Here is a 25,180-nt window from a genome sequence, read left to right as displayed (position 1 = left end):
CGGCCGCCCCCCGGGGCCGCCTGCCCTTTTTCTATCCCGGGTTTTTGGGAACTGGGCCATGAGCAAGGCTTTCAATGTCACGATACTGTGCGCTTCGTTCGCGGCGCTGATCAGCCTTGCCGCGATGGGGTGTGCGTCGGGGCGGGCCGAAGCCAAAGTACAGGCACCGCCTCCCGCGAGACCTGCGGCCTTCGCGGTATGTTCGGCGTGCCATGCCACCGAAGCGGGCAAGACGATCGTGGGGCCCAGTCTGGCCGGTGTGTCCGGGCGCAGGGCTGGCAGCCTTGCGGGCTACGCCTATAGCGAAGCCCTCAAGAACTCGGGCCTGACGTGGGACCGGGACAGCCTCGATACCTGGCTTACTTCACCGCAGAAAATGGTGCCGGGCACGAAGATGCCGTTCATGGGGATAGCCGATCCTGTCAGGCGCAAGGCGGTCGTCGATTACCTGCTGACGCTGTAGCCGTCATCACAGCGCCGGGTTGTTGTAGCAGTGCCAGGTGAAGATCGCTGCCGAACCGCGATGCGGGCGCCATTGTTCGGCCAGCACGCGGGTTTCCTTTTCGCCGGGGCGCGCATCGAGGCCGAGAATCTTGTGCAGGCCCGCCTGCACGGCCAGATCTCCCGCGGGCCAGATGTCCGGGCGGCCTTCCGCGAAAAGCAGATAGATTTCCGCTGACCAGCGGCCGATGCCCTTGATCTGCACGAGCTGGGCGATGGCCTCCTCGTCGTCTTCGGGCAAGGCACTGAGATCGAGCGCCCCGGCCTCCACCAGCTCGCACAAAGAGCGCGCATAGCCCTGTTTCTGGCGCGACAGGCCGCAGCCGCGCAGCGCGTCGAAATCGGCGGCGAGCAAGGCGCCGGGCGGCAGGCCTTCGCCCAGCAGCGCTTCCAGTTTTGCCCAGACCGAAGCCGCCGCCGCCACGCTGACCTGCTGGCCCACGATCGTGCGCAGCAGCGTGGCATAGCCGGTGGGCCGGATGCGCGGTTCCGGGTATCCGGCGACTTCCAGCGCGCGCGCCATGGCTGGTTCGGCGGCAGCAATCGCATCGAGGCCAGTTTTCAATCTGTCGGCGGTCAGGCCCATGTTGTCAGTCACCTTGAAAAAGCGGGTTGCAGCCTTTAGCAGCCTCCGGCAAACCCGCCTACAGTCACATCGGCGCAAGAGAGCGTATCAAGGGGGATTTATAAGCATGCCGCAGATTATCGTCGTCGATCAGTCGGGAGCAGAATCGACACTGGAGGCGGTCGAAGGCCGCACCCTTATGGAAAATATCCGTGACGGCGGATTCGACGATCTGCTGGCGCTGTGCGGGGGCTGCTGCTCCTGCGCGACTTGCCACGTCCACTTCGATCCCGCTTACATGGACAAGCTGCCGGAAATGAGCGAGGACGAGAACGACCTGCTCGACAGTTCGGATCACCGCAACGAATATTCGCGCCTGTCCTGCCAGATTCCGGTCACTTCGGCACTGGAAGGCTGCAAGGTCACGATCGCTCAGGAAGATTGAGGCACGCAGGAAGACTGAAGACAGTCTTCCACTGCAAGTTCGGCTTGGCAGGGGTATGGCGCAAATCGTTTGCGCCTTGCCGCTGCTGATCCTAATTCAGCCAGCATGACTGCACCGCACGCAAAGCGCTCGACGCTCGATCTCATTGGCAATACCCCGCTCGTCCTGCTCAAGGGGCCGAGCGAAGCCGCAGGCTGCGAAATCTGGGGCAAGTGCGAATTCGCCAACCCCGGCGCTTCGGTGAAGGACCGGGCCGCGCTGTGGATCGTGCGCGATGCCGAAGCCAAGGGGCTGCTCAAGCCCGGCGGTACGATTGTTGAAGGCACGGCGGGAAATACGGGGATCGGCCTTGCGCTGGTCGCCAATGCGCTGGGCTACAAGACGGTGATCGTCATGCCCGAGACTCAATCGCGCGAGAAGATGGACACGCTGCGGGCGCTGGGCGCCGAGCTCGTGCTGGTTCCGGCCGCGCCGTTCTCGAACCCCGGTCACTTCGTTCACACTTCGCGCCGTCTGGCCGAAGAGACGGAAGGGGCGATCTGGGCCAACCAGTTCGACAATATCGCCAACCGCAAGGCCCACATCGAAAGCACCGCGCCCGAACTGTGGCAGCAGATGGAGGGCCGTATCGACGGCTTTACCTGCGCGGCGGGCACGGGCGGCACGATCGCGGGCACCGGGCTTGGCCTCAAGGCCTTCGATGAGAAGATCACGATCGCGCTCACCGATCCGCACGGCGCTGCGCTGTACAATTATTACGCCCACGGCGAATTGAAGGCCGAAGGCTCTTCGGTGGCCGAAGGGATCGGGCAGGGGCGCATTACCGCGAACCTCGAAGGCGCGCCGATCGATACGCAGTTCCGCATATCGGATGAAGAGGGCCTGGAATGGGTCCGCCGCATGCTGGCGGAAGAGGGGCTGTGCCTTGGCCTTTCTTCCGGCATCAACGTGGCGGGGGCAGTGGCGCTGGGCAAGCAGCTTGGGCCCAAGGCGCGGGTGGCGACAATGCTGTGCGATACGGGCTTCCGCTACCTCTCCTCGCTCTACAATCCGGAGTGGCTGAAGGCCAAGGGGCTTCCAGTCTTCCCTTGGCTGGCAAGCTGAGGTAAAAGTTCTGCCGATGGCAGGACAGCTTCCGCCCCAGATCGTCAAGGAAATGGTCGAACCGATCACGGCCGCCCGGCGCTATGCAGCGCCAGGGGCTCGGGAACTGCGTGCGCAGGCGGTGCATCGCCTGCAAGTGGGGCTGTTCGGGCTCTGCGCGATGCTGCTGCTGGTCGGGCTCGCCAATATTATCATGGACCGTGCCAGGCTGACCGACACCGGGGACCCGATCCGCGAGGTCGTCGCGGCGGATGCCAAGCCCAAGAAGCCGGCGACGGACCCGCTGGCGGATATCGGTGTCGTCCCGGCGGCAGAGCCCAGCCCGGCAGTCACGCCCACGCCCACGCCTATGCCTGCTCTCACGCCCGATCCTACGGACAGCGCCAAAGCCAATCCGCCCGCGCAGCCCTGACCGGCTAGCCTGCCGAAGCCGGGGCAGGCGATGTTCGGGAAAACCGGGGACGGGAAATCGAGGGATGCGCAGCGCCGGGGAAAGCCTGGGAAAGGGCGGAAGGCAACGCCCGGTTCTCGCTTGGGAAAAGACGGGATAGCACGCAAAGCGCAGGTTCTTGCTGCAAAATATACGGATTTTCCGAGGTTCCTGCTGTGGCGGGCGTTTCCACTTCCCGCTTCGGGCTAAGGAATAGTGGGGATCGCTGGGGGTATGACCTTCAAAAGCGGGGATTTCCCGGGATCATCTTGGAGGCGCAAGTTTCACATTGAAAAATAATGGTTTTGCTAGAATTTCCTGTGTGGCCACCTGCGGGTGGCTCTTGAAGAAAGGGTTGGATTCCGGATGGACTGGGGGATAAATTCCCACTCATCCCCAGTTTTCCCTTTAATCCCCGCATTTCCCGTTATATGGAAACAGTCAATCGGAATGGCTGAGTCTCGCCGCGTCTTGCCGGGATGCGGACCCTGCTGCGCGGGTGTGTGGCAGGAGGCGGGTTTTGTTGTTCCCGAGACGAGGACCTTAGGGGCGACAACGGAACACCATGGCGGGGCAGCCAATCTTCTTCAGCGGGCAGGGCTTTTCGCTTCTACGCGACAAGAACCGCTTCGTGCTGCCCAGCGCTCTTCGCTCCACCGTGCGCGAATCGAGCGGCAAGGACGTGTTGTGTCTTGCCAAGTTTCCCGAATGGAAATGCCTCGTCGGCTTCGGCCTCTCCCGCGTCGCTGAATTCGAAGACGAACTCGACCGTGAACAGGCCCGTGCGGATGCCGCCGGGCGCCCATTCAACCGCGTCAAGAAGGCCATGGCCCTCTACACCTTCCAGCAGGTGCCGTTCGACGGTTCCGGCCGTTTCGTTCTGCCCGAAGGGCTCGCTCGCCTCGCGAATGTCGAGGACCAGCTTTATTTTCAGGGTGTCGGCCAGTTCATCACGATCTGGAACCCCGAAGAGCTCTACAAGATGGCCGACGATCCCGAGCTGGAAGGCGCGATTGAAATCTGCCGTTCGGCGGCCGAGGCGGAACTGGTCAAGGCGAAGAAGAAATGAGCGCGCCCGGTGTCCCTCATATCCCCGTGCTTCTCGATGAGGTCGTTGCCGCACTGGCTCTGCAGCCGGGCGATCTCGTTATCGACGCTACACTCGGTGCAGGCGGGTACACCCGCCGCCTGCTCGATGCGGGGGCGACCGTGCACGCCTTCGACCGTGATCCCGATGCGATCGCGGCGATCCGTGCCGATCCCGCGAAATGGCCCGAGCTGGAAACCGACCCGCCCCGTCTGGTTCTCCACCCGCGCCGTTTCTCGGAAATGGTGGAGGGTATGGCCGAGGCCGGGATCGATGCTGTCGATGGTGTCGTCATGGATATCGGCGTGTCCTCGATGCAGCTCGATCAGGCCGGGCGCGGCTTTGCCTTCGCGTCCGACGGTCCGCTCGACATGCGCATGAGCCAGGAGGGAATGTCCGCCGCCGATTTCGTCAATGAAGCGGACGAGGCGGAGATTGCCGATGTGCTCTACCTCTATGGCGAAGAGCGCCAGTCGCGCCGCGTGGCGCGCGCCATCGTTGCCGCGCGGCCTATTGAGACGACTGGCGAACTCGCCCGTGTCGTGCGCAAGGCGCTGGGCCACCGGCCCGGCGCGCCCAAGGACCCGGCGACCCGCAGCTTTCAGGCGATCCGTATCCACGTGAATGGCGAACTGGACGAACTCGATGCCGGGCTGGCCGGCGCCGAGGCACTGCTGCGTTCCGGAGGCAGGCTGGCCGTTGTGACCTTCCACAGTCTGGAAGACCGCAAGGTGAAGCACTTCCTGCGCGATGCCAGCAGCGCGGGCAAGGCAACCTCGCGCCACTTGCCGCAAGTCGCCGCCGGGAGCCCTCCCGCCTTTTCCGCCGTCGCCAAGGCCGTGCGCCCGGGCGAGGCCGAACTCGCCGCGAACCCGCGTTCGCGTTCCGCCACCTTGCGCAGCGCCGTGCGCACCGATGCCCCCGCCCGGGATACCAACAGGCCCCAAAAAAACACAGGAGTGCCGCATGAACCTCACCAGTGACCGTATCCGTTCTATCGGATGGGCTTCGGTGCTGTTGCTCTGCGGCGCGCTGACGATCGGGCTGACGCTGCGGGTCAACGCGGTGAAGAGCCAAGTCTACGACACCGAAAAGAAGATCGTCTGGCTGAAACAGGATATCGATTTCCTGCAGACCGAATTCCAGACCCGCTCGAACCAGCAGGCGCTCAAGCAGCTCAACGACCTGGAGTTCGGCTACAAGGCGCCGGGCGCCGGGCAGTACATCGAAGGCGAGCGGCAGCTTGCGGCGCTGGGCAAGGCGCCCGGGCCGGGCGCGCCGCAGCCGATCCGCTATGCCAATGCCGAAAAGCCGGTGTCGCGGGACACGGGCTCGTCGCTGCTCGCCATGGTTTCTCCGGTCACCGATGCGACGGCGGCTGCCCTCTCGGAGCCCGCGCCCGCAACTGCCAGGGAAAGCGATCCCGAGCGTAAGAAGCTGGCCCAGGATGCGGCGGCGCTGGGCCAGCGCCTGGCCCGGATCGAAGTGGCTGAGGCGGGGCAGTGAATGCGGCAACCTATCCGTTAGGGGCGATCCCCGTAGTAAGAGGGGCCATTCCGGCCGCTCCGGCCACGACTGCGAGCGGGCGCCGCAAGATTGCGAATGTCCGGCAGCGCTCTTTGCTGGTGGCCAAGCTTCGCTCGCTCTGGGTGCTGGGCGTTTTCGTGCTGGTCGGGGGCTGTGCGCTTGCCCGCATCGGCTATCTGGGCGCGACGGGGGCAACCACGCACCGCGGCGAACTGGGCGATGCGCTGGTCCCTTCGCGCGGCGAGATCGTGGACCGCAACGGCGTGGTTCTGGCCCGCGATTTCCGGGTCTATTCGCTGTGGTTCAACCCCAAGGCGATGACCGAAGGATCGCCGCTGATCCACACGCCGCAGGAAGTGGCCGATGGGCTTCTGCGCATCTTCCCCGATCTTGACCGGAAGGAAGTGATTGCAAAGCTGGCGTCGGGTAAGGCGGGATATATCCGCCGCTCGATCCTTCCCGAAGAGGCCAACCGGGTTCATGCCCTGGGCGAACCGGCGCTGGAATATCCGCTGGAAGAGACGCGGTTCTATCCGCAAGGCTCGATGGCGGCGCACGTGCTCGGCTATGTCGATAGCGATGGCAAGGGCCACATCGGCATGGAGCAGGTCTACAACAAGCAGTTGACCAGCCCCGAAGGGCGCACGCACCCGTCTGTGCTTTCGATCGATTTCCGGGTGCAGAGCGCACTGGAAGACGAGTTGAGCAAGGCGATGGCGCTCAGCAAGGCCAAGGGCGCCGGGGGCGTGGTGCTCGATGTCGATACCGGCGAAGTGCTGGCGCTGGCCTCGCTGCCCGCGTTCGATCCCAATCACGTCAAGCCCAGCGACATGATGGTCACGGCGGCGCAGGCGAAAGAGGGAGAGGTTCCGCACGGCTTCAACCGCGTGACCAACCAGGTCTACGAACTGGGTTCCACGTTCAAGCCGATCACCGTGGCTGCCGCGCTTGATGCCGGGACGATCACCGATCTCAGCCGCCGCTGGCCCGCCAAGCCGCTCCATGTCGGCCGCTTCACCATCCATGACGATCATAACTACGGCGATACGCTCAATGTGCCCGAAGCGCTGATCCATTCGTCGAACATCGTCATGTCCGAAGTGGCGGACGAGATGGGCGGGGCGCGGTTGAAGAAGACGATGGAATCGCTTGGCATGAACGAGCGGCCCTTCATCGAACTGCCCGCGCGCGGTTTTCCGATCTGGCCTTCGGGCAAGTGGCCCCGGCTGCGCACGATGACGGTTTCGTTCGGCCACGGCCTGGCGGTGACGCCGCTGCATCTGGCCTCTGCCTATGCGGCACTGGTCAATGGCGGGATTTGGCGCCCGGCGACGCTGGAAAAGCTCGATCCGTCCGACGTGCCCGCAGGGCGCCGGGTGTTCAGCGCGGCGGCCAGCGCGCGCATCCGCCAGTTGCTGCGCATGATCGTGGACTACGGTACTGGCCGCAAGGCGAACGCGCCGGGCTTCCGGATCGGCGGCAAGACCGGCTCGGCCGAAAAGCCCGGCGTGGGCGGCTATCGCAAGCATGCGCTGATCACGACTTTCGCCGCTGCATTTCCTATGGATAAGCCGCGCTACGTTGTTGTCGCGATGATGGATGAGCCGCAAGGTACGCCTGCGACATCGTACCAGCGCACAGCAGCCTGGAACGCTGCCCCCGCCGTGGGACGGCTGGTGCCGCGCATCGGGCCCTTGCTCGGCATCATGCCGGACGAGACGCGCGATATCGACATTTCCGACCTCAGGCCTCTGGTGCCCCAGGGAGATAGCGGCGAATGAAACTTTCCGCCCTTTGTAAGGCTGCAAATATCGCCCCCGGCGGAGCGGCCGGTGTGGCGGACATCAATGTGACCGGTTTTGCCATCGATCACCGCAAGGTGGCGCCCGGCACGGTGTTCGGAGCCTTTCGCGGGGCGAAATTCAATGGCGAGGATTTCATTCCCGCCGCGATCGAGGCAGGCGCCGTTGCCGTGGTGGCCGCGCCGGACGCGAAAGTGGAAGGCGCAGTGCATTTCGCCGACGCCGAGCCGCGCCGTCTGTTCGCCCGGCTGGCCGCGCCGTTCTTCACGCCCGTGCCCGAAACGCTGGTGGCCATTACTGGCACCAACGGCAAGACATCGACGGCGGAACTGACCCGCCAGCTCTGGCACATGGCCGGGCAGCGCGCGGCTTCCATCGGCACGCTGGGCGTGACCACTTCCGGCGAGAGCGTTTCGACCGGGCTGACTACGCCGGACAACGTCACGTTCCAGGCGAACCTGACCGGTCTGGCGCGCGAGGGGGTGACGCACGTTGCCTACGAAGCGTCGAGCCATGGTCTCTCGCAGTACCGCATCGAAGGCCCGCGCGTGAGCGCCGGGGCCTTTACCAACCTCAGCCGCGATCACCTCGATTATCATGCGACGATGGAAGAGTACTTCGCCGCGAAGATGCGCCTGTTCGACGAAGTGGTGGTGGACGGCGGCACGGCCGTGATCTGGGCCGACGATGCCTGGTCCGGCAAGGCCATCGAACATGCGAAGGCGCGTGGCCTCAAGCTGTTCACGGTGGGCACGAAGGGGGAGGATATCCGTCTTCTCGGCCGCACGCCCGGGGGGCTCGGGCAGAAGCTGGAGATTGACTATCTGGGGCAGACGCGGACGATCGATCTGCCGCTGATCGGCGGCTATCAGGCTGCCAATGCGCTGGTCGCGGCGGGGCTGGTGCTGGCGACCGGCGGCGATGCGAACGGAACGTTCGATGCGATGAAGTGGCTGGGCACGGTGCGGGGGCGGATCGAACGCGCGGCGATCTCTCCGGCAGGGGCGCCCATCTATATCGATTACGCGCATACGCCTGACGCATTGGAGGCGGCAATCGCGGCGCTGCGCCCGCATGTGGCCGGGCGGCTGATCGCCGTGTTCGGCGCGGGCGGGGACCGCGATCAGGGCAAGCGCCCGGAGATGGGGCGGATCGCCAGCGAAGGTGCGGATGTGGCTATCGTCACCGATGACAATCCCCGCGGGGAGGATCCGGCCGCGATCCGCGCGATGGTGCTGGCCGGGATGGGCGAAGGTGCCCGCGAGATTGGCGACCGGCGCGCTGCCATCGGCGAGGCCATCGCCGAAGCCCGGGCCGGGGACGTGGTCCTCATTGCCGGGAAGGGGCACGAGCAGGGGCAGATCATTGGCAGCGGCGAGACCATGCGCGTGCTGCCGTTCGACGATGTTACCGTAGCCAGGGAAATGGCTGGCACGCTGGGAGGAAAGTGACGATGAGCGCTGTTGCCCGCATTCTCGACTGGCCCTTGGACGCGGCCGAAGAGAGCCCGCATGTCCTGTGGGACGCGATTGCCATCGCCCGCGCCGTCAAGGGCACAGCCAATGCGGATTTCACCGTATCGGGCGTGGAGATCGACAGCCGCGACGTGCAGCCGGGCGATCTGTTCTTCGCGCTGAAGGGCGAGAGCATGGACGGGCACCGCTTCGTCGACATGGCTTTCGCCAAGGGCGCGGCCGCCGTGGTGGTGGACCGGCCCGTGGATGGCCCGCACATTCTGGTGAGCGACACCATGGAGGCGCTGGTGCGTCTGGGTGCCGCCGCACGGGCCCGCACGCGCGGGCCGGTGATCGGTGTGACCGGATCGGTGGGCAAGACCGGGGTGAAGGAAATGATCTTCACCGCGCTCGACCGCGCCAGCCGGGGCGATGCGCACCGTTCGGTGAAGAGCTATAACAACCATGTCGGCGTGCCGCTGAGCCTGGCCCGCACGCCCAGCCGCGCGCGGTTCGCCGTCTATGAGATGGGCATGAACCACGCGGGGGAAATCGCCGCGCTGACCCGTCAGGTACGCCCGCATGTCGCGGTGATCACGACGATCGCGCCCGCGCATATCGAGATGCTGGGTTCGGAGGAAGCTATCGCCGATGCCAAGGCGGAGATATTCCAGGGCATCGAATCCGGCGGCACGGCGGTGATCCCGGCGGACAGCCCGCACTACGAGCGGCTGCGCAAGGCGGCCTTGCGGTGCGGCGCGCATGTGGTTTCCTTCGGCAGGGCCGAGGGCGCGGACGTGCGCCTGCTCGATACCGTTTCGGCTATCGGCGGCGGGTCGCTGGTGACGGTCGACATGGGCGACCGGCGCGTGTGCTACACGATCGCGGCACCGGGTGAGCATCATGTCATTAATTCGCTGGCGGTCATGGCCGCCGTGCGCGCGGTGAAGGGCGATCTGGGCGCGGCGGGTGTCGCGCTGGCCGAGATGGGCGGACTGCCGGGACGCGGCGCGCGGCTGGAAATCGATGTGCCCGGCGGCGAACCCGACGAGCAGGGCCTGCGCAAGGCGCTGCTGATCGATGAAAGTTACAATGCCAATCCCGCCTCGATGCGCGCGACGCTGGCCCAGCTTGGCCGCACCCCGGCGCGCCGCCGCATTGCTGTGCTGGGCGCGATGAAGGAGCTGGGCAGTCACGGTCCGGACTATCACGCCGCGCTGGCGGAACCGCTGCGCGAAGCGCATGCCGACTATGTGGTGCTGGTGGGCGGCGAGATGAGCGCATTGGCCGAGGAATTGGGGAAAGCGGACAATGCCGAACTTGGCAAATCCGTGCCCTTCGCGCATTGCGCGAGTGTGGGGGAAGCTGTCGATGCGCTGCGTGCATTCGGGCTGGAACGGGATGACGCCATCCTGGTCAAGGGTTCGAATTCGGTAGGGCTGGCTTCCCTCGTGACGGAGCTTAGCAAGCAGGAAGGGTAGGGGGTCGTCCCCGCAAGATGCTGTATCTTATAGCCGAGTGGTTCCATTTCGAGGGGCTGTTGAACCTCCTTCGCTATCAGTCGTTCCGCTCCGGCGCGGCGCTGATGACAGCCCTGTTCATTGGCCTGCTGATCGGTCCGAAATTCATCAACATGCTGCGTGTGCGTCAGGGTAAGGGGCAGCCGATCCGTGAGGACGGCCCGCAGTCTCACCTCGCCAAGCGCGGCACCCCGACGATGGGCGGGCTGATGATCCTGACCGCGCTGGTCCTTTCGATGCTGCTGTTCATGGACATGAACAACCCCTTCGTCTGGGCCTGCATTGCAGTGACTATCGGGTTCGGCGCGATCGGCTTCATGGACGACTATGACAAGGTCTCCAAGAGCAGCCACAAGGGGCTTTCAAGCAAGATCCGGCTGGTGCTGGAATTCGTGGTCGCGGGCATTGCCGCATGGATGATCGTGAGCCAGCTCAATACCAATCTCTATGTGCCGTTCCTTTCGGGGCGCTATATCCCGCTGGGGCCGCTCTATTACGTCTTCGCCGCTTTCGTGATCGTGGGCGCGGGCAATGCCGTGAACCTGACCGACGGGCTGGACGGGCTGGCGACGATGCCGGTGATCATCGCCGCGGGCACCTTCGCGATCATCTGCTATCTGGCGGGGCGCGTGGACTATGCGACGTATCTCGGCATTCCGCACGTGCCGCGCGCGGGCGAGCTGGCGATCTTCTGTGCCGGGATCATGGGGGCGGGTCTTGCCTTCCTGTGGTTCAACGCACCGCCTGCCGCCGTGTTCATGGGCGATACCGGCTCGCTGGCGCTGGGCGGAGCGCTGGGCGCCATTGCCGTGGCCGCGCATCACGAGATCGTGCTGGCCATTGTCGGCGGCCTCTTCGTGCTGGAGGCGGTTTCGGTGATCATCCAGGTGTTCTGGTTCAAACGCACCGGGCGCCGCGTGTTCCGGATGGCGCCGATCCACCACCACTTCGAGCAGAAGGGGTGGAAGGAATCCACTGTCGTCATCCGCTTCTGGATCATCTCGATCGTTCTCGCGGTGATCGGCCTTTCCACGCTCAAGCTGCGATAGGAGGACGCGCGCGTGATCGTCTCTCCCGCCTTTGCCGGAAAGCGTTACGCGGTCCTCGGTCTGGCCCGTTCGGGACAGGCTGCGGTCTCGACGCTGGTGGCGAGCGGGGCGCACGTGATGGCGTGGGACAGCCGCGACGAGCCGCGGCAGGGACTGGTCGAGTGGGTGGACAGCGGCAAGGTGGAGCTGGCCGATCCGGTGACGGCGGACCTTGCCGGGTATGACGGCATAGTGGTCTCTCCCGGTATTCCGCTGAACCGCCATCCGATCGCCGAAGCGGCGAAGCGGGCCGTGGTTCCGGTGATCGGCGACATCGAGCTGTTCGCGCTCGCCCGCCAGAGCCTGCCCGCGCACCGCGTTGTCGGGATCACCGGCACCAACGGCAAATCGACGACGACTTCGCTGGTGCATCACATCCTGACCGTGGCGGGTGTGCCCGCGCGTGTTGGCGGCAATATCGGCGTGCCGGTCCTCAGCGCCGATCCGCTGCCGGAAGGCGGGGTCTACGTGCTCGAACTGTCGAGCTATCAGATTGACTTGACCTACAATCTCGATTGCGAGGTGGCAGCGCTGCTGAACGTTACGCCCGATCACCTGGACCGCTACGAAGGGTTCGAGGCCTATGCCGCCTCTAAGGCGCGGCTGTTCGAAATGCAGGGCAAGGGCCGCCGCGCGGTCTTTGGCACTGGCGACCGGGAAACCCGCGCTGTCGCCCGCATCGAAGCTGCGCGCCGCGATCCGGGCCTCGTCCGTCTTGTCGATGGCAGCGATCTGGCCGGATTGCAGAAGGACTGGCCATCTCTGCAGGGGCCGCACAATCTGCAGAACGCGGCTGTCGCCATCGCCATTGTCGAGGCGCTGGGGATCGGCAAGGCGCAATGGAAGAAGGCGCTGCGCAATTTCCGTGGGTTGCCGCACCGCATGGAGCGGGTCGCGGAAGCGGACGGCGTCATCTACATCAACGATTCCAAGGCGACCAATCCGGCCTCTGCCGCACCCGCCATTGCCGCTTTCCCGCCGTCCAGCCGGGGCAACGGGCCCGAGCCGCGCATTCACTGGATTCTCGGCGGGCTGCCCAAGGGGGACGATCTGGACGAGTGCGCGCCCTATTTCGGCAATATCGCGGCGGCCTATACCATTGGCGATGCCGGGCCGCGCTTCGCTGAACTGCTGGCTCCCTATACCCGCGTCCATCGCTCCGAGATGATGGCGGAGGCGATCCGTCAGGCGATGACGGAAGCCCGGCCGGGCGATATCGTCATGCTCTCTCCGGCTTGCGCCAGCTTCGATCAGTTCCGCGATTTCGAAGCGCGCGGCAATGCCTTCCGTCAGATCGTCGAAGCCTTGTTGGCTCCGCCTTCCGCTGAAGGGGAGGACGCCTGATGGCCACGACTGCGCCTGTGCATGGTTCTGCGGCAGGCCGCTATAACCGCAACCGGCGCGGCCGGCTGGCGGTGTGGTGGCAAGAGATCGACCGTGGCACGCTGATCCTCGTGCTGGTGCTGATGGCGATCGGCGCCGTGGCCGTGGCATCCGGCTCTCCCGCCAGTGCCCGCAGGCTCTCCACGGCGAATGACAAGCTGCCCGCCCTCCATTTCTTCTATCTGCATGTGCGCTGGCAGGTGCTGGGGCTGGGCGCCATGTTCTGGGCTTCGAGCTTGTCCAAGGACAGCGCGCGGCGCTTTGGCATCCTGCTTGCCGCTGCGATGCTGGCGGCGCTGGTTCTGGTTCCTATCGCCGGATATGAAGTCAACGGTGCAAAGCGCTGGCTGCGCTTTGGTTTTTCGTTGCAGCCGTCCGAGTTCCTGAAATGCGGCTATCCGATCCTGCTGGCCTGGATCCTGTCCTGGCGCGCGCGCGATCCGCAGATTCCGGTAGTGGCCATGTGCTTCGGCCTCATAGCCTTTCTGGGGGCACTGCTGATGATGCAGCCGGACTTCGGTTCGACGATGCTGTTTTCCGGCACGTTTCTGGTGCTGATCCTGCTCTCGGGTATCGACGTCAAGCGCCTTGCCGCCTTCTTCGCGGTTGGCCTTGCTGGCCTTGTCGTGATGTATTTCACCTATGACAACGGCCGCAACCGCATCGACAACTTCCTGTTCGGCGGCACGGCTTTCGATCAGGTGGATCTGGCCCAGCGCACGCTGCTCAACGGCGGGTGGACCGGCCTTGGCTTCTGGATGGGCACGCGCAAGATGGCGCTGCCCGAAGCGCATACCGACTATATCTTCTCTGTCATCGGTGAAGAGTTCGGGCTGATCGCCTGCATGGTGATCGTGGTGCTCTATCTGGCGATCCTGTTCCGGATTTTTCTGCGGCTGGTGAATGAGGAGGACCTGTTCACAGTGCTGGCCGCATCGGGTTTTGCTGCCCAGTTCGGGGGGCAGGCGTTCATCAATATCCTCGTCAACCTGCAGCTTTTCCCGTCCAAGGGCATGACTTTGCCGCTGATCAGCTACGGCGGTTCATCCACCATTGCGATGGGGCTGTGTATAGGGCTGCTGCTGGCGATTACCCGCCGCAATCCGTTCATCCAGCGCGAGAAGTTTTCGCTGCGCGCTATTGGAGATACGCAATGAGTTCGGTTTCCCGCCACTATGTGCTCGCCGCGGGCGGGACGGGCGGACACCTTATCCCCGCTTTCGCGCTCGCCGCGGAACTGCACCAGCGCGGCCACCACGTCGCGCTCATCACCGACGAGCGCGGGGCAGCGATTCCGGGGAAGCCCGATTATCTCACCTCGCACGTGCTGCCGCCGGGCCGGATCGCGGGCAAGAACCCTATCGGCTGGCTGAAGGGTGCGCGCGGAATCTGGCAGGGCCGGTCCATGGCGCTACGCCTGTTTGACAGCTTTCAGCCCAGTGCTGTCGTAGGCTTCGGCGGCTATCCAGCGATGCCGACGATGCTGGCCGCACGGTCCGCCGGGCTGCCGATCGTCCTGCACGAGCAGAACGCCGTGCTGGGACGCGTGAACCGTTATTTCGCGGGCAAGGTGGATGCTATCGCCACGTCGTGCGAGGAAGTGGACCTGCTCGATTCCAAGTATGCGGACAAGGTTACGCTGGTCGGCAACCCGGTGCGGGCAGACGTGCTGACCCTGCGCGATCAGCCTTTTCCGGAATTTGCTGAAGACAGCCTGTTCCGCATTCTCGTGACCGGCGGGAGCCAGGGCGCGCGAGTGCTTTCGCAGGTGGTTCCCGATGGCCTTGCCATGTTGCCGCCCACTTTGCGTTCGCGGCTGCAGGTGATCCAGCAATGCCGTGCCGAGGATATCGAAGCGGTGCGCCAGCGCTATGCCGTGCACGGTATTCCCGCAGAACTGGCCACCTATTTCGAGGATATGGCGGAGCGCCTTGCAGGGGCGCACTTGTTCGTCGGCCGGTCAGGGGCTTCGACGATTGCGGAGCTGACCGCGGTTGGGCGCCCGGCCATCCTCATTCCCTTGCCTTATGCGATGGACGATCACCAGTCCGCCAATGCGCGCGAGATCGTTGCGGCAGGCGGTGCGCGCGTCATCCGCCAGCCTGCGATTACGACTGAGAATGCCGACAAGTATCGCGGAGACAGGCGTAACGCCTTGCTGAGAGAGCAGGCCGATCTTCTCCAGAAGATGGCCAAGGACGTGTGCTTGCAGATCGAAGCCATCGCCAAGAACCCGCAGACCCTTGCCAATGCCGCCCACGCGGCCTGGAACTGCGGCTATCCCAAGGCAGCGAGCGATCTGGCCGATCTGGTGGAGAGCTTTGGTGCCAGTCCGATCATGGACGTGATCCGCATGGAAAAGACCTCGCCCGCCACCGGCGGAAAAGCGCTGGCCAGGGAGCGTGCACAGTGAAGGGCGTCGGCACCGATATCGGGACGATCCACTTCGTCGGCATTGGTGGCATCGGCATGTCCGGCATTGCCGAAGTCATGCACAATCTCGGCTACTCGGTGCAGGGTTCCGACATCGCCGAAGGCTATGTGGTGGAAGGGCTGCGTGCGCGCGGGATCAAGGTCATGATCGGTCATGCCGCCGAAAACGTAAACGGCGCCGCTGTCGTCGTTACCTCAACCGCCGTGAAGCGCGATAATCCCGAAGTGGTCTATGCGCTGGAGCACCGCATTCCGGTGGTGCGCCGCGCGGAGATGCTGGCCGAGCTGATGCGGCTCAAGAACACCGTGGCCGTGGCCGGCACGCACGGCAAAACGACGACCACCTCGATGGTCGCCGCGCTGCTTGATGCGGGCGGGGTCGATCCCACCGTGATCAACGGCGGCATCATCAACGCCTATGGCTCCAACGCGCGTCTGGGCGAGAGCGACTGGATGGTGGTGGAGGCCGACGAGAGCGACGGGTCTTTCCTGCGTCTCGACGGCACGATTGCGGTTGTCACCAATATCGATCCCGAACATCTCGATCACTACGGCTCGTTCGAGCGGGTGAAGGAAGCTTTCGTCGAGTTCATCGAGAACGTGCCGTTCTACGGCGCGGCGATGCTGTGCATCGACCATCCCGAAGTGCAGGCGATCATCCCCAAGGTGCGTGACCGCCGCGTGGTCACGTATGGCTTCTCAGCGCAGGCGGACATTCGCGGCGAGAACGTGACGCCCTATCCCGGCGGCAACCGTTTCGACGTGGCGCTGCGTCAGCGGGACGGTTCGTTCCGCCGGATCGAGGGCATCGAACTGCCGATGCCGGGCCGCCACAATGTGCAGAATGCGCTCGCCGCCGTGGGCGTCGCGGTCGAGATGGGCTGCGCGGACGCGGTGATCCAGACCGGCTTTGGCAAGTTCGGCGGGGTCAAGCGCCGCTTCACCAAGGTGGGCGAAGTGGCCATGGAAGGCGGGGGCGTCACGATCATCGACGATTACGGCCATCACCCGGTGGAAATCCGCGCTGTCCTCGCCGCCGCGCGCGAAGGCGTGAAAGGCCGCGTCATCGCCGTGGTCCAGCCGCACCGTTTCACCCGCCTGCGCGATCATATGGATGACTTCCAGGCTGCCTTTAACGATGCCGACGTGGTCTATGCCTCGCCGGTCTATGCGGCGGGCGAGCAGCCGATCGCAGGCATCGACAGCGAGGCCATGGTCAATGGCATGAAAGCGCGCGGGCACCGTTCGGCGCAAGTCATCGCCGGGCCGGAGGCGCTGGCCGATGAACTGGCTAAGACCGTGCAGCCGGGCGACATGGTCGTGTGCCTGGGCGCGGGCGATATCACCAAGTGGGCCGCCGGGCTGGCCGATGCCATCAAGGCGCGGAGGGTGGTGTGAGCCAGAAAACGCCGGCTGCTCCAGTATCCGTTCGTGTCGAGCGAAGTCGAGACACGTCAGGCTCAGGTGTCTCGACTTCGCTCGACACGAACGGGGTCAGAGGGAAGCTTACCCCCGATGCCCCGCTGGCCCCGCTCGTCTGGTTCAAGTCGGGCGGTGTGGCGGAATGGCTGTTCGAACCCAAGGACTTGGCCGATCTGCAGCAGTTTCTGAGCGATCTCGATCCTGCGGTGCCGGTCATGGCGCTCGGGCTGGGCTCCAATATGATCGTGCGCGATGGCGGCGTGCCGGGCGTGGTGGTCCGCTTGGGCAAGGCCTTTGCCAAAGTAACGAAGACGGCCGGCTTGACGCTCGAATGCGGGGGCGGGGCGTCGGGCATTCTGGTATCTTCCACCGCGCGCGACAACGGCATCGCGGGCGTTGAGTTTCTGCGCTCGATCCCCGGTACGGTGGGCGGTTTTGTGCGCATGAACGGCGGCGCTTATGGCGGCGAGGTGAAGGATATTCTCGTCGATTGCGACGTGGTGCTGCGCGATGGCTCGCTGGTGACGCTGCGGAATGCGGACCTGGGCTATACCTACCGCCATTCCGAACTGCCTGAAGGCGCCATCGTCGTAGCCGCGCGCTTCAAGGGGCGGCCCGGTGAACCCGAAGCCATTCAAGCCCAAATGGATCGCATTTCCGCCAGCCGGGAGGCCAGCCAGCCGCTTCGCAGCAAGACGGGCGGTTCAACCTTCAAGAACCCGGATGGCCACAAGGCCTGGGAACTGGTGGACAAGGCTGGATGCCGGGGCTTGCAGATGGGTGGCGCGCAGGTTTCGGAAAAGCACACCAATTTCCTTATCAACACCGGCGAAGCCACCAGCTCTGATATCGAAGCGCTGGGCGAGGAAGTGCGCCGCCGTGTGAAGGAAAGCTCAGGCGTTACGCTTGAGTGGGAAATCCAGCGGGTGGGGCGGCCATGAAAGGTGTCATGGGCAAGCTGTTCTCGCGAAAACTCGATAGGCACGAACAGTGTGTTGTCGATAATATTCGCGACTATGGTTGTCAGGTGCAGTTCGTGTTCGATCCTGACGGCATACAACCTGATTTTAGCTATTCGATCGGTTTTCCTGTTTCGGTGGGGCAACCAGAAGTCATTGTGTACGGGTTGCGGAATGAACTGATGCACTCGATGGTCAATGAGATGCACAGACAGTGTGCGGATGGCTTGGTGTTGCGAGATGGCGCACGAGTATCGGGCCTGCTTGAGGGCTTTGACTGCGTGTTGCGGCACGTAACCGCCCCGGCCGCCATTAAGGAGCATTTGGGTTGGGCCATCTGGTATCATCGCAATCAGCGCAGCGTTGAACTTGGCGAGGCTTACCAGATCGTCTGGCCCGGAGCCCAGCAGGGCTTGTTTCCTTGGGAGAAGGGCTGCGACGAATATGTGATTTCCCAACAACCCGCCCTCTACGAAACGAGTATTCACTGATGTCCCTTCCCAAGCTCCACGTTGCAGTCCTGATGGGCGGCTGGTCGCATGAACGGCCGGTCTCGCTGATGAGCGGGGAAGGTGTGGCCAAGGCGCTGGAGAGCAAGGGCCACAAGGTCACGCGCATCGACATGGATCGCGATGTCGCGACCCGGCTAGCCGAAGTGAAGCCCGATGTCGTGTTCAACGCTCTTCATGGCGTGCCCGGGGAAGACGGCACGGTGCAGGGGATGATGGATCTGATGGGGCTCACTTATACCCACTCGGGTCTCGCTACTTCGGTGATCGCCATCGACAAGGAACTGACCAAGCAGGCGCTGGTGCCGCACGGGATTCCAATGCCGGGCGGGCGCGTGGTCAAGTCCGCCGATATCCACGAGCGCGATCCGATGCCGCGCCCTTATGTGCTCAAGCCCGTGAACGAGGGGTCTTCGGTCGGTGTCGCCATCATCATGGATGAGAGCAACTACGGCAATCCCATCGGCCGGGACGTGGCAGGGCCGTGGCAGGAATTCAGCGAGCTTCTGGCCGAGCCCTATATTCGCGGGCGCGAACTCACCACCGCGGTGATCGGCGGCCGGGCGCTGCTCGTGACCGAACTGCGCCCGAAGTCCGGCTTCTACGATTTCGATGCCAAATATACCGACGGGATGACCGAACACGTCTGCCCGGCGGACATTCCCGACGAGATCACGCAGGCCTGCAAGGATCTGGCGCTGCGGGCGCATCAGCTTCTGGGCTGCAAGGGAACCAGCCGTTCCGACTTCCGCTGGGATGACACGCAGGGCGTGGAAGGGCTGTTTCTGCTCGAAACCAATACCCAACCCGGCATGACCCCGCTCAGTCTCGTGCCCGAACAGGCGCGGGCTTGCGGCATGGACTATCCCGATCTCGTCGAGGCGATCATTGCCGAAGCTCTGAAGGATGCCGAGAAGCGGAAGGGGGCCAAATGAGCACCACGATCCGGCGCAAGGCGACGACCGCGCGCAAGGCTGCCGCTTCGCAGGGCACCAAGGCCAAGGTTCGCTCGGCACGGGCGCAGACCGGTTCCGTGCTCGACATGGTCATGGGCTGGCTGCCGTTTTCCGAAGAGCAGTTGCACCGCATCTTCCTTTTCGCGATCCTCGGAGGTGCGGTGGTGCTGGCCTGGGTGGTCGCATCGATGGCAGGGCTGCCTGCGATGGCCAGTTACCAGCTTGCGCATGTCGCGGCGGAGACCGGGTTCGAGGTGAAGCGCGTGGAAGTGCGCGGTGTGAAGAACCTCAATCAGCAGCGGGTCTACGAAAAGGCGCTGGCCGAGCGGGACCGGGCGATGCCGCTGGTCAATCTGGAAAAGCTGCGCCAGGAACTGCTGGGACTTTCGTGGGTTGAGGATGCTCGGGTGTCGCGCCAGCTTCCCGATACGCTGGTGGTCGATATCGTTGAGCGCAAGCCGCACGCGGTGCTGCGCAAGGCGGACCGTTTCGTGCTTATCGACGATACCGGGCACGAACTTGAAGTGATCAGCCGCAAGAATGCGCAGGGCAAGCTGATCGTGTCCGGTCCGGGCGCGGGGCAGCAGGTCGTGCAGCTTTCGCACCTGCTTGAAGCCGCGCCCGCCCTGAAACCGCGCGTGGCCGAGGCGGAATGGATCGGCAACCGGCGCTGGAATCTCACGTTCCACACCGGACAGGTTCTTGCCTTGCCGGAGGGGGATCGGGAATCGGCCAGCGCGCTGGTTACGTTCGCCCGGCTGGATGGCACCAACCGGCTGCTGGGCGGTAAGGTCACGGCTTTCGATATGCGCGCGAAGGACCGCATCTACATGCGCATCCCCGACGAAGAGGGCAAGGAACTGGCGCTCAAGGCCGGTGCGGTGCCGCATACCGCGCAGGCGGACGCGCAATGAGGTGCACAGGGGCAGAACACGGCATGGGGCATGACATGAACCAGTACCGCGAGGGCATCGCATAATGGCGGCACCCCGCATCACCCGCGTGTTCGGCGCGGTCAACATCGGCTCGTTCCGCATCTCCGCGATCGTCGCGGGGATCAACGAGATGGGCGACATGGTCGTGCTCGGATCGGGCCACCGGGCCAGCCAGGGCATCAAACGCGGCTATGTAACGGATATCGCGGCGGCTACTTATGCCGTGCGCGATGCCATCGACCGGGCCGAGAAGATGGCCGACACCGCCGTGCAGAAAGTCTGGATCGGCTGTTCCGGGGCAGGGCTCGCCAGCCGTATCGATCAGTTCGATGCAGAGATCGGCGGGCGCCGGATCGAGCAGGAAGATATCGACCAGCTTCTGATCTCCGCGCGCGAGGTAATCCGGCCGGACGGGCGCATGGTGCTCCACGCTCAGCCCGCGCAGTACCGGCTCGACGGGGCGCATGGCGTGGCCAATCCCAAAGGGCTCCATGCAGAGCGGCTGGGCGTCGATATCCACGTCATGCTGGCCGACGGCGCGCCGATCCGCAACCTGACCGAGGCCGTGCAGAGCGCACACCTTGAAGTGGAGGCGGTCGTCGCCTCGCCCATCGCGGCGGGGCAGGCCTGCCTTTCGCCGGAAGAGCGCGATCTGGGCGTGGCACTGGTCGAATTCGGCGCGGAAGTCACCAATGTGGCGATCTACGGGCAGGGCATGCTCAAGGACATGATCGCCATCCCGATGGGCTCTGCCGATATTACCGATGTGGTGGCATCTGCTTTCGGCATTCGCCGGTTCCAGGCCGAGCGGCTCAAGTGCGTCAACGGCTCGGCGATCGCCAGCCCGCACGATCACCGCGAGATGATCCCGGTCTATGCCCCGGGCGAGGAAGAGAACGGCCCGCGCGCGCGCCATGCCGATGACAAGAACCGGATTCCGCGTGCTGAACTGATCGGTGTGATCACGGGCCAGCTCGGCGTGATCATGGAAGAGGTGAACAAGGCGCTCAAGACGATGCGCTTCAACGGCCAGCGCGGCCAGCAGGTGGTGTTCACCGGCGGCGGCGCGGAGCTGGTGGGACTGGCCGACTATGCGCAGGCCGCCATCGGCAAGCCGGTGCGTATCGGACGGGTGCCGCATCTGGCGGGACTGCCCGAGGCCCATGTGAAGCCGGGCTTCTCGACACTGGCAGGGCTGGTGCTTTATGCTGCGAACGATCCTGTCGATATCCGTTCGATGGGGCGCCGCATGCAGCAGACCGTGAAGCTGGGCAGTCTGGGAATGGTCAGCCGTGTTTATCATGCGCTTAAGGAATATTTTTGAACCGGTGCGGGCTGCGAACGGCAGCCGGACCAGCCGTGCAGGGACTGAGGCCGGATGGCGGGAAATGCCGTGAATCGGCGGTTTCGCTGTGGACAAAGGGTTGCGATGCTTTGCTTCGAAGAGTCGAAGCGTGCAATCAGACTGGTCAAAGTAATTTCTTCGCGCGCGGAAGTGCCAGGAGAGCAGAATGAGCATTAATATCGGACCGCCGGCGATCGACGAGCTTCGCCCCCGGATTGTTGTTGTGGGTGTTGGCGGTGCGGGCGGCAACGCCATCGCCAACATGATCGAAGCGCAGATCGAAGGCGTCGATTTCGTCGTCGCCAACACGGATGCGCAGGCGCTGAACAATTCCATCGCCGAAACCCGCGTGCAGCTCGGGCCGGATATCACCCAGGGGCTCGGCGCTGGTTCGCGGCCCGAAGTCGGCCGTGCTGCCGCCGAAGAGACGCTGGAAGAGATCGACCGCCTGCTGGACGGCGTGCACATGGTCTTCATCGCTGCCGGTATGGGCGGCGGCACCGGCACCGGCGCCGCGCCGATCATCGCGCAGGCCGCCCGCGAAAAGGGCGTGCTGACGGTGGGTGTGGTCACCAAGCCGTTCCTGTTCGAAGGCACGCGCCGCATGCGCTCGGCCGATGCGGGTATCGAGGAGCTGCAGAAGCACGTCGATACGCTGATCGTCATTCCGAACCAGAACCTGTTCCTCGTTGCCAAGGCGGAAACCACCTTCAAGGAGGCTTTCCAGCTCGCTGACGAAGTGCTGCAGCAGGGCGTGCGCTCGATCACCGACCTGATGGTCATGCCGGGCCTTATCAACCTCGACTTTGCCGACGTGCGCTCGGTCATGGGCGAGATGGGCAAGGCGATGATGGGCACGGGCGAGGGCGAAGGCCCGAACCGCGCGCTGGAAGCTGCCGAACGCGCTATCGCTAACCCGCTGCTCGACGGTGTGTCGATGCAGGGCGCCAAGGGCGTGATCATCTCGATCATCGGCGGCGACGACATGAAGCTGCTCGAAGTTGACGAGGCTGCGAACCACATTCGCGAGCTGGTCGATTCTGACGCCAACATCATCTGGGGTTCGGCCTTCAATCCGGACCTGCAGGGCAAGATCCGCGTCTCGGTAGTCGCCACCGGCATCGAGCAGACTGCCGAAATGGCGGAAGAGGCTTCGCGCCCGCTCAACCTCAGCGCTTCGCGCGGGCCGGTGCGTCCGGCCGTGCAGGCGCCTGCGCCTGCCGTCATCGAAACGCCCGCTGCTCCGCAGCCCGCTCCGCAAAGCGAGCCCGAGCCGTTACCGGCGGCGGCCGCCATGCCCGAGGCTTATGAGCCTTCGGCCGAACTGGAACTCGGCGCTGGCGATGAGGTTGGCACGGACGAAGCTGCGGACGAGCCTGCATCGTCCGGCAGCTATGCCAGCCTTTCGGGGCTTGGCGCCTCGCGCAGCAAGCCGCTGGAGCCCGAGGCCGGAGAAGGCCGCGAGCAGCCGCCTTTTGCGCCCCCGCCGGGACGTCAGGACGAACTGCTTCTGGATGGCGGGCAGGCCATGCCTGCCAGCCCGCAGGCGGAAGATGTGCCCCCGCGGCCGAAGCCTGCAGCGGGCGGAAGCACGTTGTTCGAGCGTATGACCAGTCTTTCCCGTCCCAAGCCGTCTGCTGCCGAGCCGCTGCCCGAGGATGAGGAAGAGGACGACAACGGCTCTATCAGCATTCCGCGTTTTCTGGGCAGGCAGAACAACCAGTAACGGGCGGCGCCGTGCGGCGGAATGCCCTGATGGGCAGCCGGGCGGTGGCGGATCGCTGCGATGTTCGTCCGAGGTTCATCGGACGGGCTGCATAGGGCGGCTTGCAGCCGGGCCGCGGCTGCTGTCTTGGCAAGGGTGTCTCGGGTTTTGCGGGTGGAAGAGGTATTGCGGTTATTGGCGGGCGCTGCCGTTGGCGCGTCTGCCATCTGGTCTGCCGGTGCGTTCGCGCAGGGCGCTCCGGTGGTTTCCCAGCCGGTCGTGCAGGCGCTTCCCAACCCGAACACGGAGCGGCTGAGCGATGCGCTGACGAAGCTGGGCCGCGATCCGCGCGATACCGATGCCTTGGTGGAGGCGGGCGATGCCGCGCGCAGCCTGGGCGATCTGGAAGCGGCTATCGGCTTTTACCGCCGCGCGAACGAGATCGTGCCGAACGATGCCCGGGTCAAGGCGGGGCTTGCGCGCACATATGTGCTGAGCGGCGATCCGGTGACGGCCATCCCCTATTTCACCGAGGCCGAAAAGGCCGGGGCCGTGCCTTCGCAGATCGCCGATGACCGTGGTCTGGCTTACGATCTCGTGGGCGATAACGCGTCGGCGCAGCGTTACTATGCGATGGCCATGCTCGCGAACCCCAGCGAGGAGGTGCGCATGCGCCTTGCGATCAGCCAGGCCATCGCGGGCGACCAGAAGGGCGCCGAAACCACGCTGATGCCGCTGCTGCGCAAGCAGGACAAGCCGGGCTGGCGGGCGCGGGCCTTTGCCCTTGCCATCGCGGGTGAGACCAAACAGGCAGTGGACATCACCGAAACCATCCTGCCGCCGAAGCTGGCTGAAAGCGTGGCGCCCTATATGCGGTACATGCCGCGCCTCACCCGGGCACAGCAGGCTGCCGCTGCCAATCTTGGCCGCTTTCCGCGTGCGTCCGAAATTGGTCAGGACGATCCGCGCATTGCCGCCTATTCGCCGCCGCGTGTGGCTTCGGCGGACGCCGCGCTTGTTCCCAAGGGGGATGCGCTGGACCGTGGCGGTAAGAATGCGAAGGCGGTAAAGGCCGATGCGAAGAAGAACCGCCGCAAGCCTTCGCGGGCTGCCGTGGCCGCTGCCGATCCCGACAGGACACCGCCGCCGGAGCCCAAGCCCGCGATCGAAAGCACTGGCGAGCTTCCGCCGCTCGCCGCATCCCGGCCTATGGCCACGGCCACGGCCACGGCGCCTGAGCGCAAGCCTTCGCCGCCAGCGCCCGGCGCTGTCCCTGTCCGGAATCCGAAGCCGCGGGAAACGACTCCCGCAAAGGCTCCGGCGCCGGGGTTCAATCTCGCCAGCCTGCCGTCTGCAGGCGCGTCTGCCGCGCCGTCTTCTTCCGCGCCGAAGCAGGCTCCGGCCGCCAAGCCGGCTCCTAGAACGGCAGAGCCCGCTCCGGCACCGTCGCTGTCCGCAGCTTTTGCCGATTTGGGCAAACCGGCCTTGCGGGCGGCCCCAGCTTCGGGGGCTGTCGATATTCGCCAGATCGACCCAGCGCGGCCAAAGCCCAAAGCCAAGCCGAAGCCGCAGAAGCCTGCGCCGCCCGCGCATCCCAGCCGCATCTGGGTGCAGATCGGTGTCGGGCGTGACAAGAAGGCGATTGCGTTCGACTGGCGGCGCTATACCCGTCGGGAACCGGCGCTGTTCAAGGGGCGCAAGGCCTATGTCACTGAAATGGGCCGAACCAACCGTATCTTGGCTGGCCCTTTCGAAACGCGAAAGGCGGCCAACGAATTCATCGCCGATCTCAAGAAGGCGGGGTTCAACGATGCGCTGCCGTGGACCAGTCCGGCGGGACAAGTGGTTGACGTTCTTCCCGTCAATTGATCCTGGTTGTTTCGAAACGCTCAGGAATTTCAGTTCAATTCCTGAGCTTTCGTTAAGGCGTGATTAGCCTTATCCACACCCTGTAAACAGACTTGTGCAGTTTTACGCAGCCGATCGTGCCCGCTGCATTGTGCTACACCG

At 64.7% G+C, this 25,180-nt stretch carries 23 protein-coding genes; 22 read left to right on the top strand and 1 reads right to left on the bottom strand.

From position 1 onward, the window contains the following. Positions 1–58 precede the first annotated feature (58 nt). Positions 59–463: a c-type cytochrome gene (locus MTR66_RS01850; protein WP_243917400.1), complete on the top strand. Its 405-nt coding sequence runs from the start codon at positions 59–61 to the stop codon at positions 461–463. 6 nt (positions 464–469) lie between these two features. Here MTR66_RS01850 and MTR66_RS01845 read toward each other — a convergent pair whose 3' ends face one another. Continuing rightward, a complete protein-coding gene (locus MTR66_RS01845) occupies positions 470–1,087 on the bottom strand; it encodes a DNA-3-methyladenine glycosylase family protein (protein ID WP_243917969.1) in 618 nt (205 codons plus the stop codon). Positions 1,088–1,193: 106 nt separating this feature from the next. On the opposite strand from MTR66_RS01845, the gene MTR66_RS01840 reads away from it, so the two are divergent. From MTR66_RS01840 to MTR66_RS01740, 21 genes are all read left to right on the top strand, one after another. Beyond that, complete coding sequence (locus MTR66_RS01840) at positions 1,194–1,511, top strand: 2Fe-2S iron-sulfur cluster-binding protein (protein ID WP_243917399.1); 318 nt, start codon at positions 1,194–1,196, stop codon at positions 1,509–1,511. Positions 1,512–1,616: 105 nt separating this feature from the next. After that, entirely contained in the window at positions 1,617–2,615 is a 999-nt protein-coding gene (locus tag MTR66_RS01835; RefSeq protein WP_243917398.1) for a cysteine synthase A, read from the top strand. Between the two features lie 16 nt (positions 2,616–2,631). Beyond that, on the top strand, positions 2,632–3,027 hold the full coding sequence (locus tag MTR66_RS01830; protein WP_243917396.1) for a hypothetical protein: 396 nt from the start codon (positions 2,632–2,634) through the stop codon (positions 3,025–3,027). A 583-nt stretch (positions 3,028–3,610) separates the two neighbouring features. Then, positions 3,611–4,114, top strand: coding sequence for a division/cell wall cluster transcriptional repressor MraZ (locus MTR66_RS01825; RefSeq protein ID WP_243917394.1), 504 nt, complete (start codon positions 3,611–3,613; stop codon positions 4,112–4,114). Beyond that, positions 4,111–5,115, top strand: a complete 1,005-nt coding sequence (gene rsmH, locus MTR66_RS01820) for a 16S rRNA (cytosine(1402)-N(4))-methyltransferase RsmH (RefSeq protein ID WP_243917392.1) — start codon at positions 4,111–4,113, stop codon at positions 5,113–5,115. Before MTR66_RS01825 ends, rsmH begins: the two co-directional genes overlap by 4 nt. Then, a complete protein-coding gene (locus MTR66_RS01815) occupies positions 5,099–5,638 on the top strand; it encodes a hypothetical protein (RefSeq protein ID WP_243917391.1) in 540 nt (179 codons plus the stop codon). Before rsmH ends, MTR66_RS01815 begins: the two co-directional genes overlap by 17 nt. Further along, positions 5,635–7,440: a peptidoglycan D,D-transpeptidase FtsI family protein gene (locus MTR66_RS01810; RefSeq protein WP_407673016.1), complete on the top strand. Its 1,806-nt coding sequence runs from the start codon at positions 5,635–5,637 to the stop codon at positions 7,438–7,440. Before MTR66_RS01815 ends, MTR66_RS01810 begins: the two co-directional genes overlap by 4 nt. Next, positions 7,437–8,912, top strand: coding sequence for a UDP-N-acetylmuramoyl-L-alanyl-D-glutamate--2,6-diaminopimelate ligase (locus tag MTR66_RS01805; RefSeq protein ID WP_243917390.1), 1,476 nt, complete (start codon positions 7,437–7,439; stop codon positions 8,910–8,912). Before MTR66_RS01810 ends, MTR66_RS01805 begins: the two co-directional genes overlap by 4 nt. Positions 8,913–8,914: 2 nt before the next feature. Beyond that, positions 8,915–10,396, top strand: a complete 1,482-nt coding sequence (locus MTR66_RS01800) for a UDP-N-acetylmuramoyl-tripeptide--D-alanyl-D-alanine ligase (protein WP_243917389.1) — start codon at positions 8,915–8,917, stop codon at positions 10,394–10,396. A gap of 17 nt (positions 10,397–10,413) precedes the next feature. Further along, complete coding sequence (gene mraY, locus MTR66_RS01795; RefSeq protein ID WP_243917388.1) at positions 10,414–11,484, top strand: phospho-N-acetylmuramoyl-pentapeptide-transferase; 1,071 nt, start codon at positions 10,414–10,416, stop codon at positions 11,482–11,484. A gap of 12 nt (positions 11,485–11,496) precedes the next feature. Then, the gene (gene murD / locus MTR66_RS01790) at positions 11,497–12,867 is read left to right on the top strand and encodes a UDP-N-acetylmuramoyl-L-alanine--D-glutamate ligase (protein ID WP_243917387.1); all 1,371 of its coding nucleotides are present in this window, start codon (positions 11,497–11,499) and stop codon (positions 12,865–12,867) included. Beyond that, a complete protein-coding gene (locus MTR66_RS01785; RefSeq protein WP_243917385.1) occupies positions 12,867–14,063 on the top strand; it encodes an FtsW/RodA/SpoVE family cell cycle protein in 1,197 nt (398 codons plus the stop codon). The genes murD and MTR66_RS01785 overlap by 1 nt, the downstream gene beginning before the upstream one ends. After that, positions 14,060–15,319 (top strand): undecaprenyldiphospho-muramoylpentapeptide beta-N-acetylglucosaminyltransferase, encoded by a 1,260-nt coding sequence (murG, locus tag MTR66_RS01780; RefSeq protein WP_243917383.1) that lies wholly within the window; start codon positions 14,060–14,062, stop codon positions 15,317–15,319. Before MTR66_RS01785 ends, murG begins: the two co-directional genes overlap by 4 nt. Beyond that, positions 15,316–16,737: a UDP-N-acetylmuramate--L-alanine ligase gene (gene murC, locus MTR66_RS01775; protein WP_243917381.1), complete on the top strand. Its 1,422-nt coding sequence runs from the start codon at positions 15,316–15,318 to the stop codon at positions 16,735–16,737. Before murG ends, murC begins: the two co-directional genes overlap by 4 nt. Then, on the top strand, positions 16,734–17,702 hold the full coding sequence (murB, locus tag MTR66_RS01770) for a UDP-N-acetylmuramate dehydrogenase (RefSeq protein WP_327194466.1): 969 nt from the start codon (positions 16,734–16,736) through the stop codon (positions 17,700–17,702). The genes murC and murB overlap by 4 nt, the downstream gene beginning before the upstream one ends. 8 nt (positions 17,703–17,710) lie before the next feature. Beyond that, on the top strand, positions 17,711–18,211 hold the full coding sequence (locus tag MTR66_RS01765; protein ID WP_243917379.1) for a DUF4262 domain-containing protein: 501 nt from the start codon (positions 17,711–17,713) through the stop codon (positions 18,209–18,211). After that, positions 18,211–19,164 carry a D-alanine--D-alanine ligase gene (locus MTR66_RS01760; protein ID WP_243917377.1) on the top strand — a complete coding sequence of 318 codons (954 nt, stop codon included), beginning with the start codon at positions 18,211–18,213 and terminating at the stop codon, positions 19,162–19,164. Before MTR66_RS01765 ends, MTR66_RS01760 begins: the two co-directional genes overlap by 1 nt. After that, complete coding sequence (locus MTR66_RS01755; RefSeq protein ID WP_243917375.1) at positions 19,161–20,099, top strand: cell division protein FtsQ/DivIB; 939 nt, start codon at positions 19,161–19,163, stop codon at positions 20,097–20,099. The genes MTR66_RS01760 and MTR66_RS01755 overlap by 4 nt, the downstream gene beginning before the upstream one ends. 64 nt (positions 20,100–20,163) lie before the next feature. Beyond that, on the top strand, positions 20,164–21,444 hold the full coding sequence (gene ftsA / locus MTR66_RS01750) for a cell division protein FtsA (RefSeq protein ID WP_243917373.1): 1,281 nt from the start codon (positions 20,164–20,166) through the stop codon (positions 21,442–21,444). Between the two features lie 187 nt (positions 21,445–21,631). Further along, a complete protein-coding gene (gene ftsZ / locus MTR66_RS01745; RefSeq protein ID WP_243917372.1) occupies positions 21,632–23,191 on the top strand; it encodes a cell division protein FtsZ in 1,560 nt (519 codons plus the stop codon). Between the two features lie 135 nt (positions 23,192–23,326). Further along, positions 23,327–25,039: an SPOR domain-containing protein gene (locus tag MTR66_RS01740; RefSeq protein ID WP_243917371.1), complete on the top strand. Its 1,713-nt coding sequence runs from the start codon at positions 23,327–23,329 to the stop codon at positions 25,037–25,039. Positions 25,040–25,180 lie beyond the last annotated feature (141 nt).

It is taken from the genome of Novosphingobium beihaiense, from assembly GCF_022832375.1.
GTDB lineage: Bacteria > Pseudomonadota > Alphaproteobacteria > Sphingomonadales > Sphingomonadaceae > Novosphingobium > Novosphingobium beihaiensis.
The sequence above is the reverse complement of the archived record's forward strand: the minus strand, read 5'-3'. Positions and strand labels throughout refer to the sequence as shown.

What these genes read in the sequence shown, in the direction of transcription:
- MTR66_RS01850 (WP_243917400.1), top strand. Translation starts at nt 59, where the DNA reads ATGAGCAAGGCTTTCAATGTCACGATACTGTGCGCTTCGTTCGCGGCG.
- MTR66_RS01845 (WP_243917969.1), bottom strand. Translation starts at nt 1,087, where the DNA reads ATGGGCCTGACCGCCGACAGATTGAAAACTGGCCTCGATGCGATTGCT.
- MTR66_RS01840 (WP_243917399.1), top strand. Translation starts at nt 1,194, where the DNA reads ATGCCGCAGATTATCGTCGTCGATCAGTCGGGAGCAGAATCGACACTG.
- MTR66_RS01835 (WP_243917398.1), top strand. Translation starts at nt 1,617, where the DNA reads ATGACTGCACCGCACGCAAAGCGCTCGACGCTCGATCTCATTGGCAAT.
- MTR66_RS01830 (WP_243917396.1), top strand. Translation starts at nt 2,632, where the DNA reads ATGGCAGGACAGCTTCCGCCCCAGATCGTCAAGGAAATGGTCGAACCG.
- MTR66_RS01825 (WP_243917394.1), top strand. Translation starts at nt 3,611, where the DNA reads ATGGCGGGGCAGCCAATCTTCTTCAGCGGGCAGGGCTTTTCGCTTCTA.
- rsmH (WP_243917392.1), top strand. Translation starts at nt 4,111, where the DNA reads ATGAGCGCGCCCGGTGTCCCTCATATCCCCGTGCTTCTCGATGAGGTC.
- MTR66_RS01815 (WP_243917391.1), top strand. Translation starts at nt 5,099, where the DNA reads ATGAACCTCACCAGTGACCGTATCCGTTCTATCGGATGGGCTTCGGTG.
- MTR66_RS01805 (WP_243917390.1), top strand. Translation starts at nt 7,437, where the DNA reads ATGAAACTTTCCGCCCTTTGTAAGGCTGCAAATATCGCCCCCGGCGGA.
- MTR66_RS01800 (WP_243917389.1), top strand. Translation starts at nt 8,915, where the DNA reads ATGAGCGCTGTTGCCCGCATTCTCGACTGGCCCTTGGACGCGGCCGAA.
- mraY (WP_243917388.1), top strand. Translation starts at nt 10,414, where the DNA reads ATGCTGTATCTTATAGCCGAGTGGTTCCATTTCGAGGGGCTGTTGAAC.
- MTR66_RS01785 (WP_243917385.1), top strand. Translation starts at nt 12,867, where the DNA reads ATGGCCACGACTGCGCCTGTGCATGGTTCTGCGGCAGGCCGCTATAAC.
- murG (WP_243917383.1), top strand. Translation starts at nt 14,060, where the DNA reads ATGAGTTCGGTTTCCCGCCACTATGTGCTCGCCGCGGGCGGGACGGGC.
- MTR66_RS01765 (WP_243917379.1), top strand. Translation starts at nt 17,711, where the DNA reads ATGGGCAAGCTGTTCTCGCGAAAACTCGATAGGCACGAACAGTGTGTT.
- MTR66_RS01760 (WP_243917377.1), top strand. Translation starts at nt 18,211, where the DNA reads ATGTCCCTTCCCAAGCTCCACGTTGCAGTCCTGATGGGCGGCTGGTCG.
- MTR66_RS01755 (WP_243917375.1), top strand. Translation starts at nt 19,161, where the DNA reads ATGAGCACCACGATCCGGCGCAAGGCGACGACCGCGCGCAAGGCTGCC.
- ftsA (WP_243917373.1), top strand. Translation starts at nt 20,164, where the DNA reads ATGGCGGCACCCCGCATCACCCGCGTGTTCGGCGCGGTCAACATCGGC.
- ftsZ (WP_243917372.1), top strand. Translation starts at nt 21,632, where the DNA reads ATGAGCATTAATATCGGACCGCCGGCGATCGACGAGCTTCGCCCCCGG.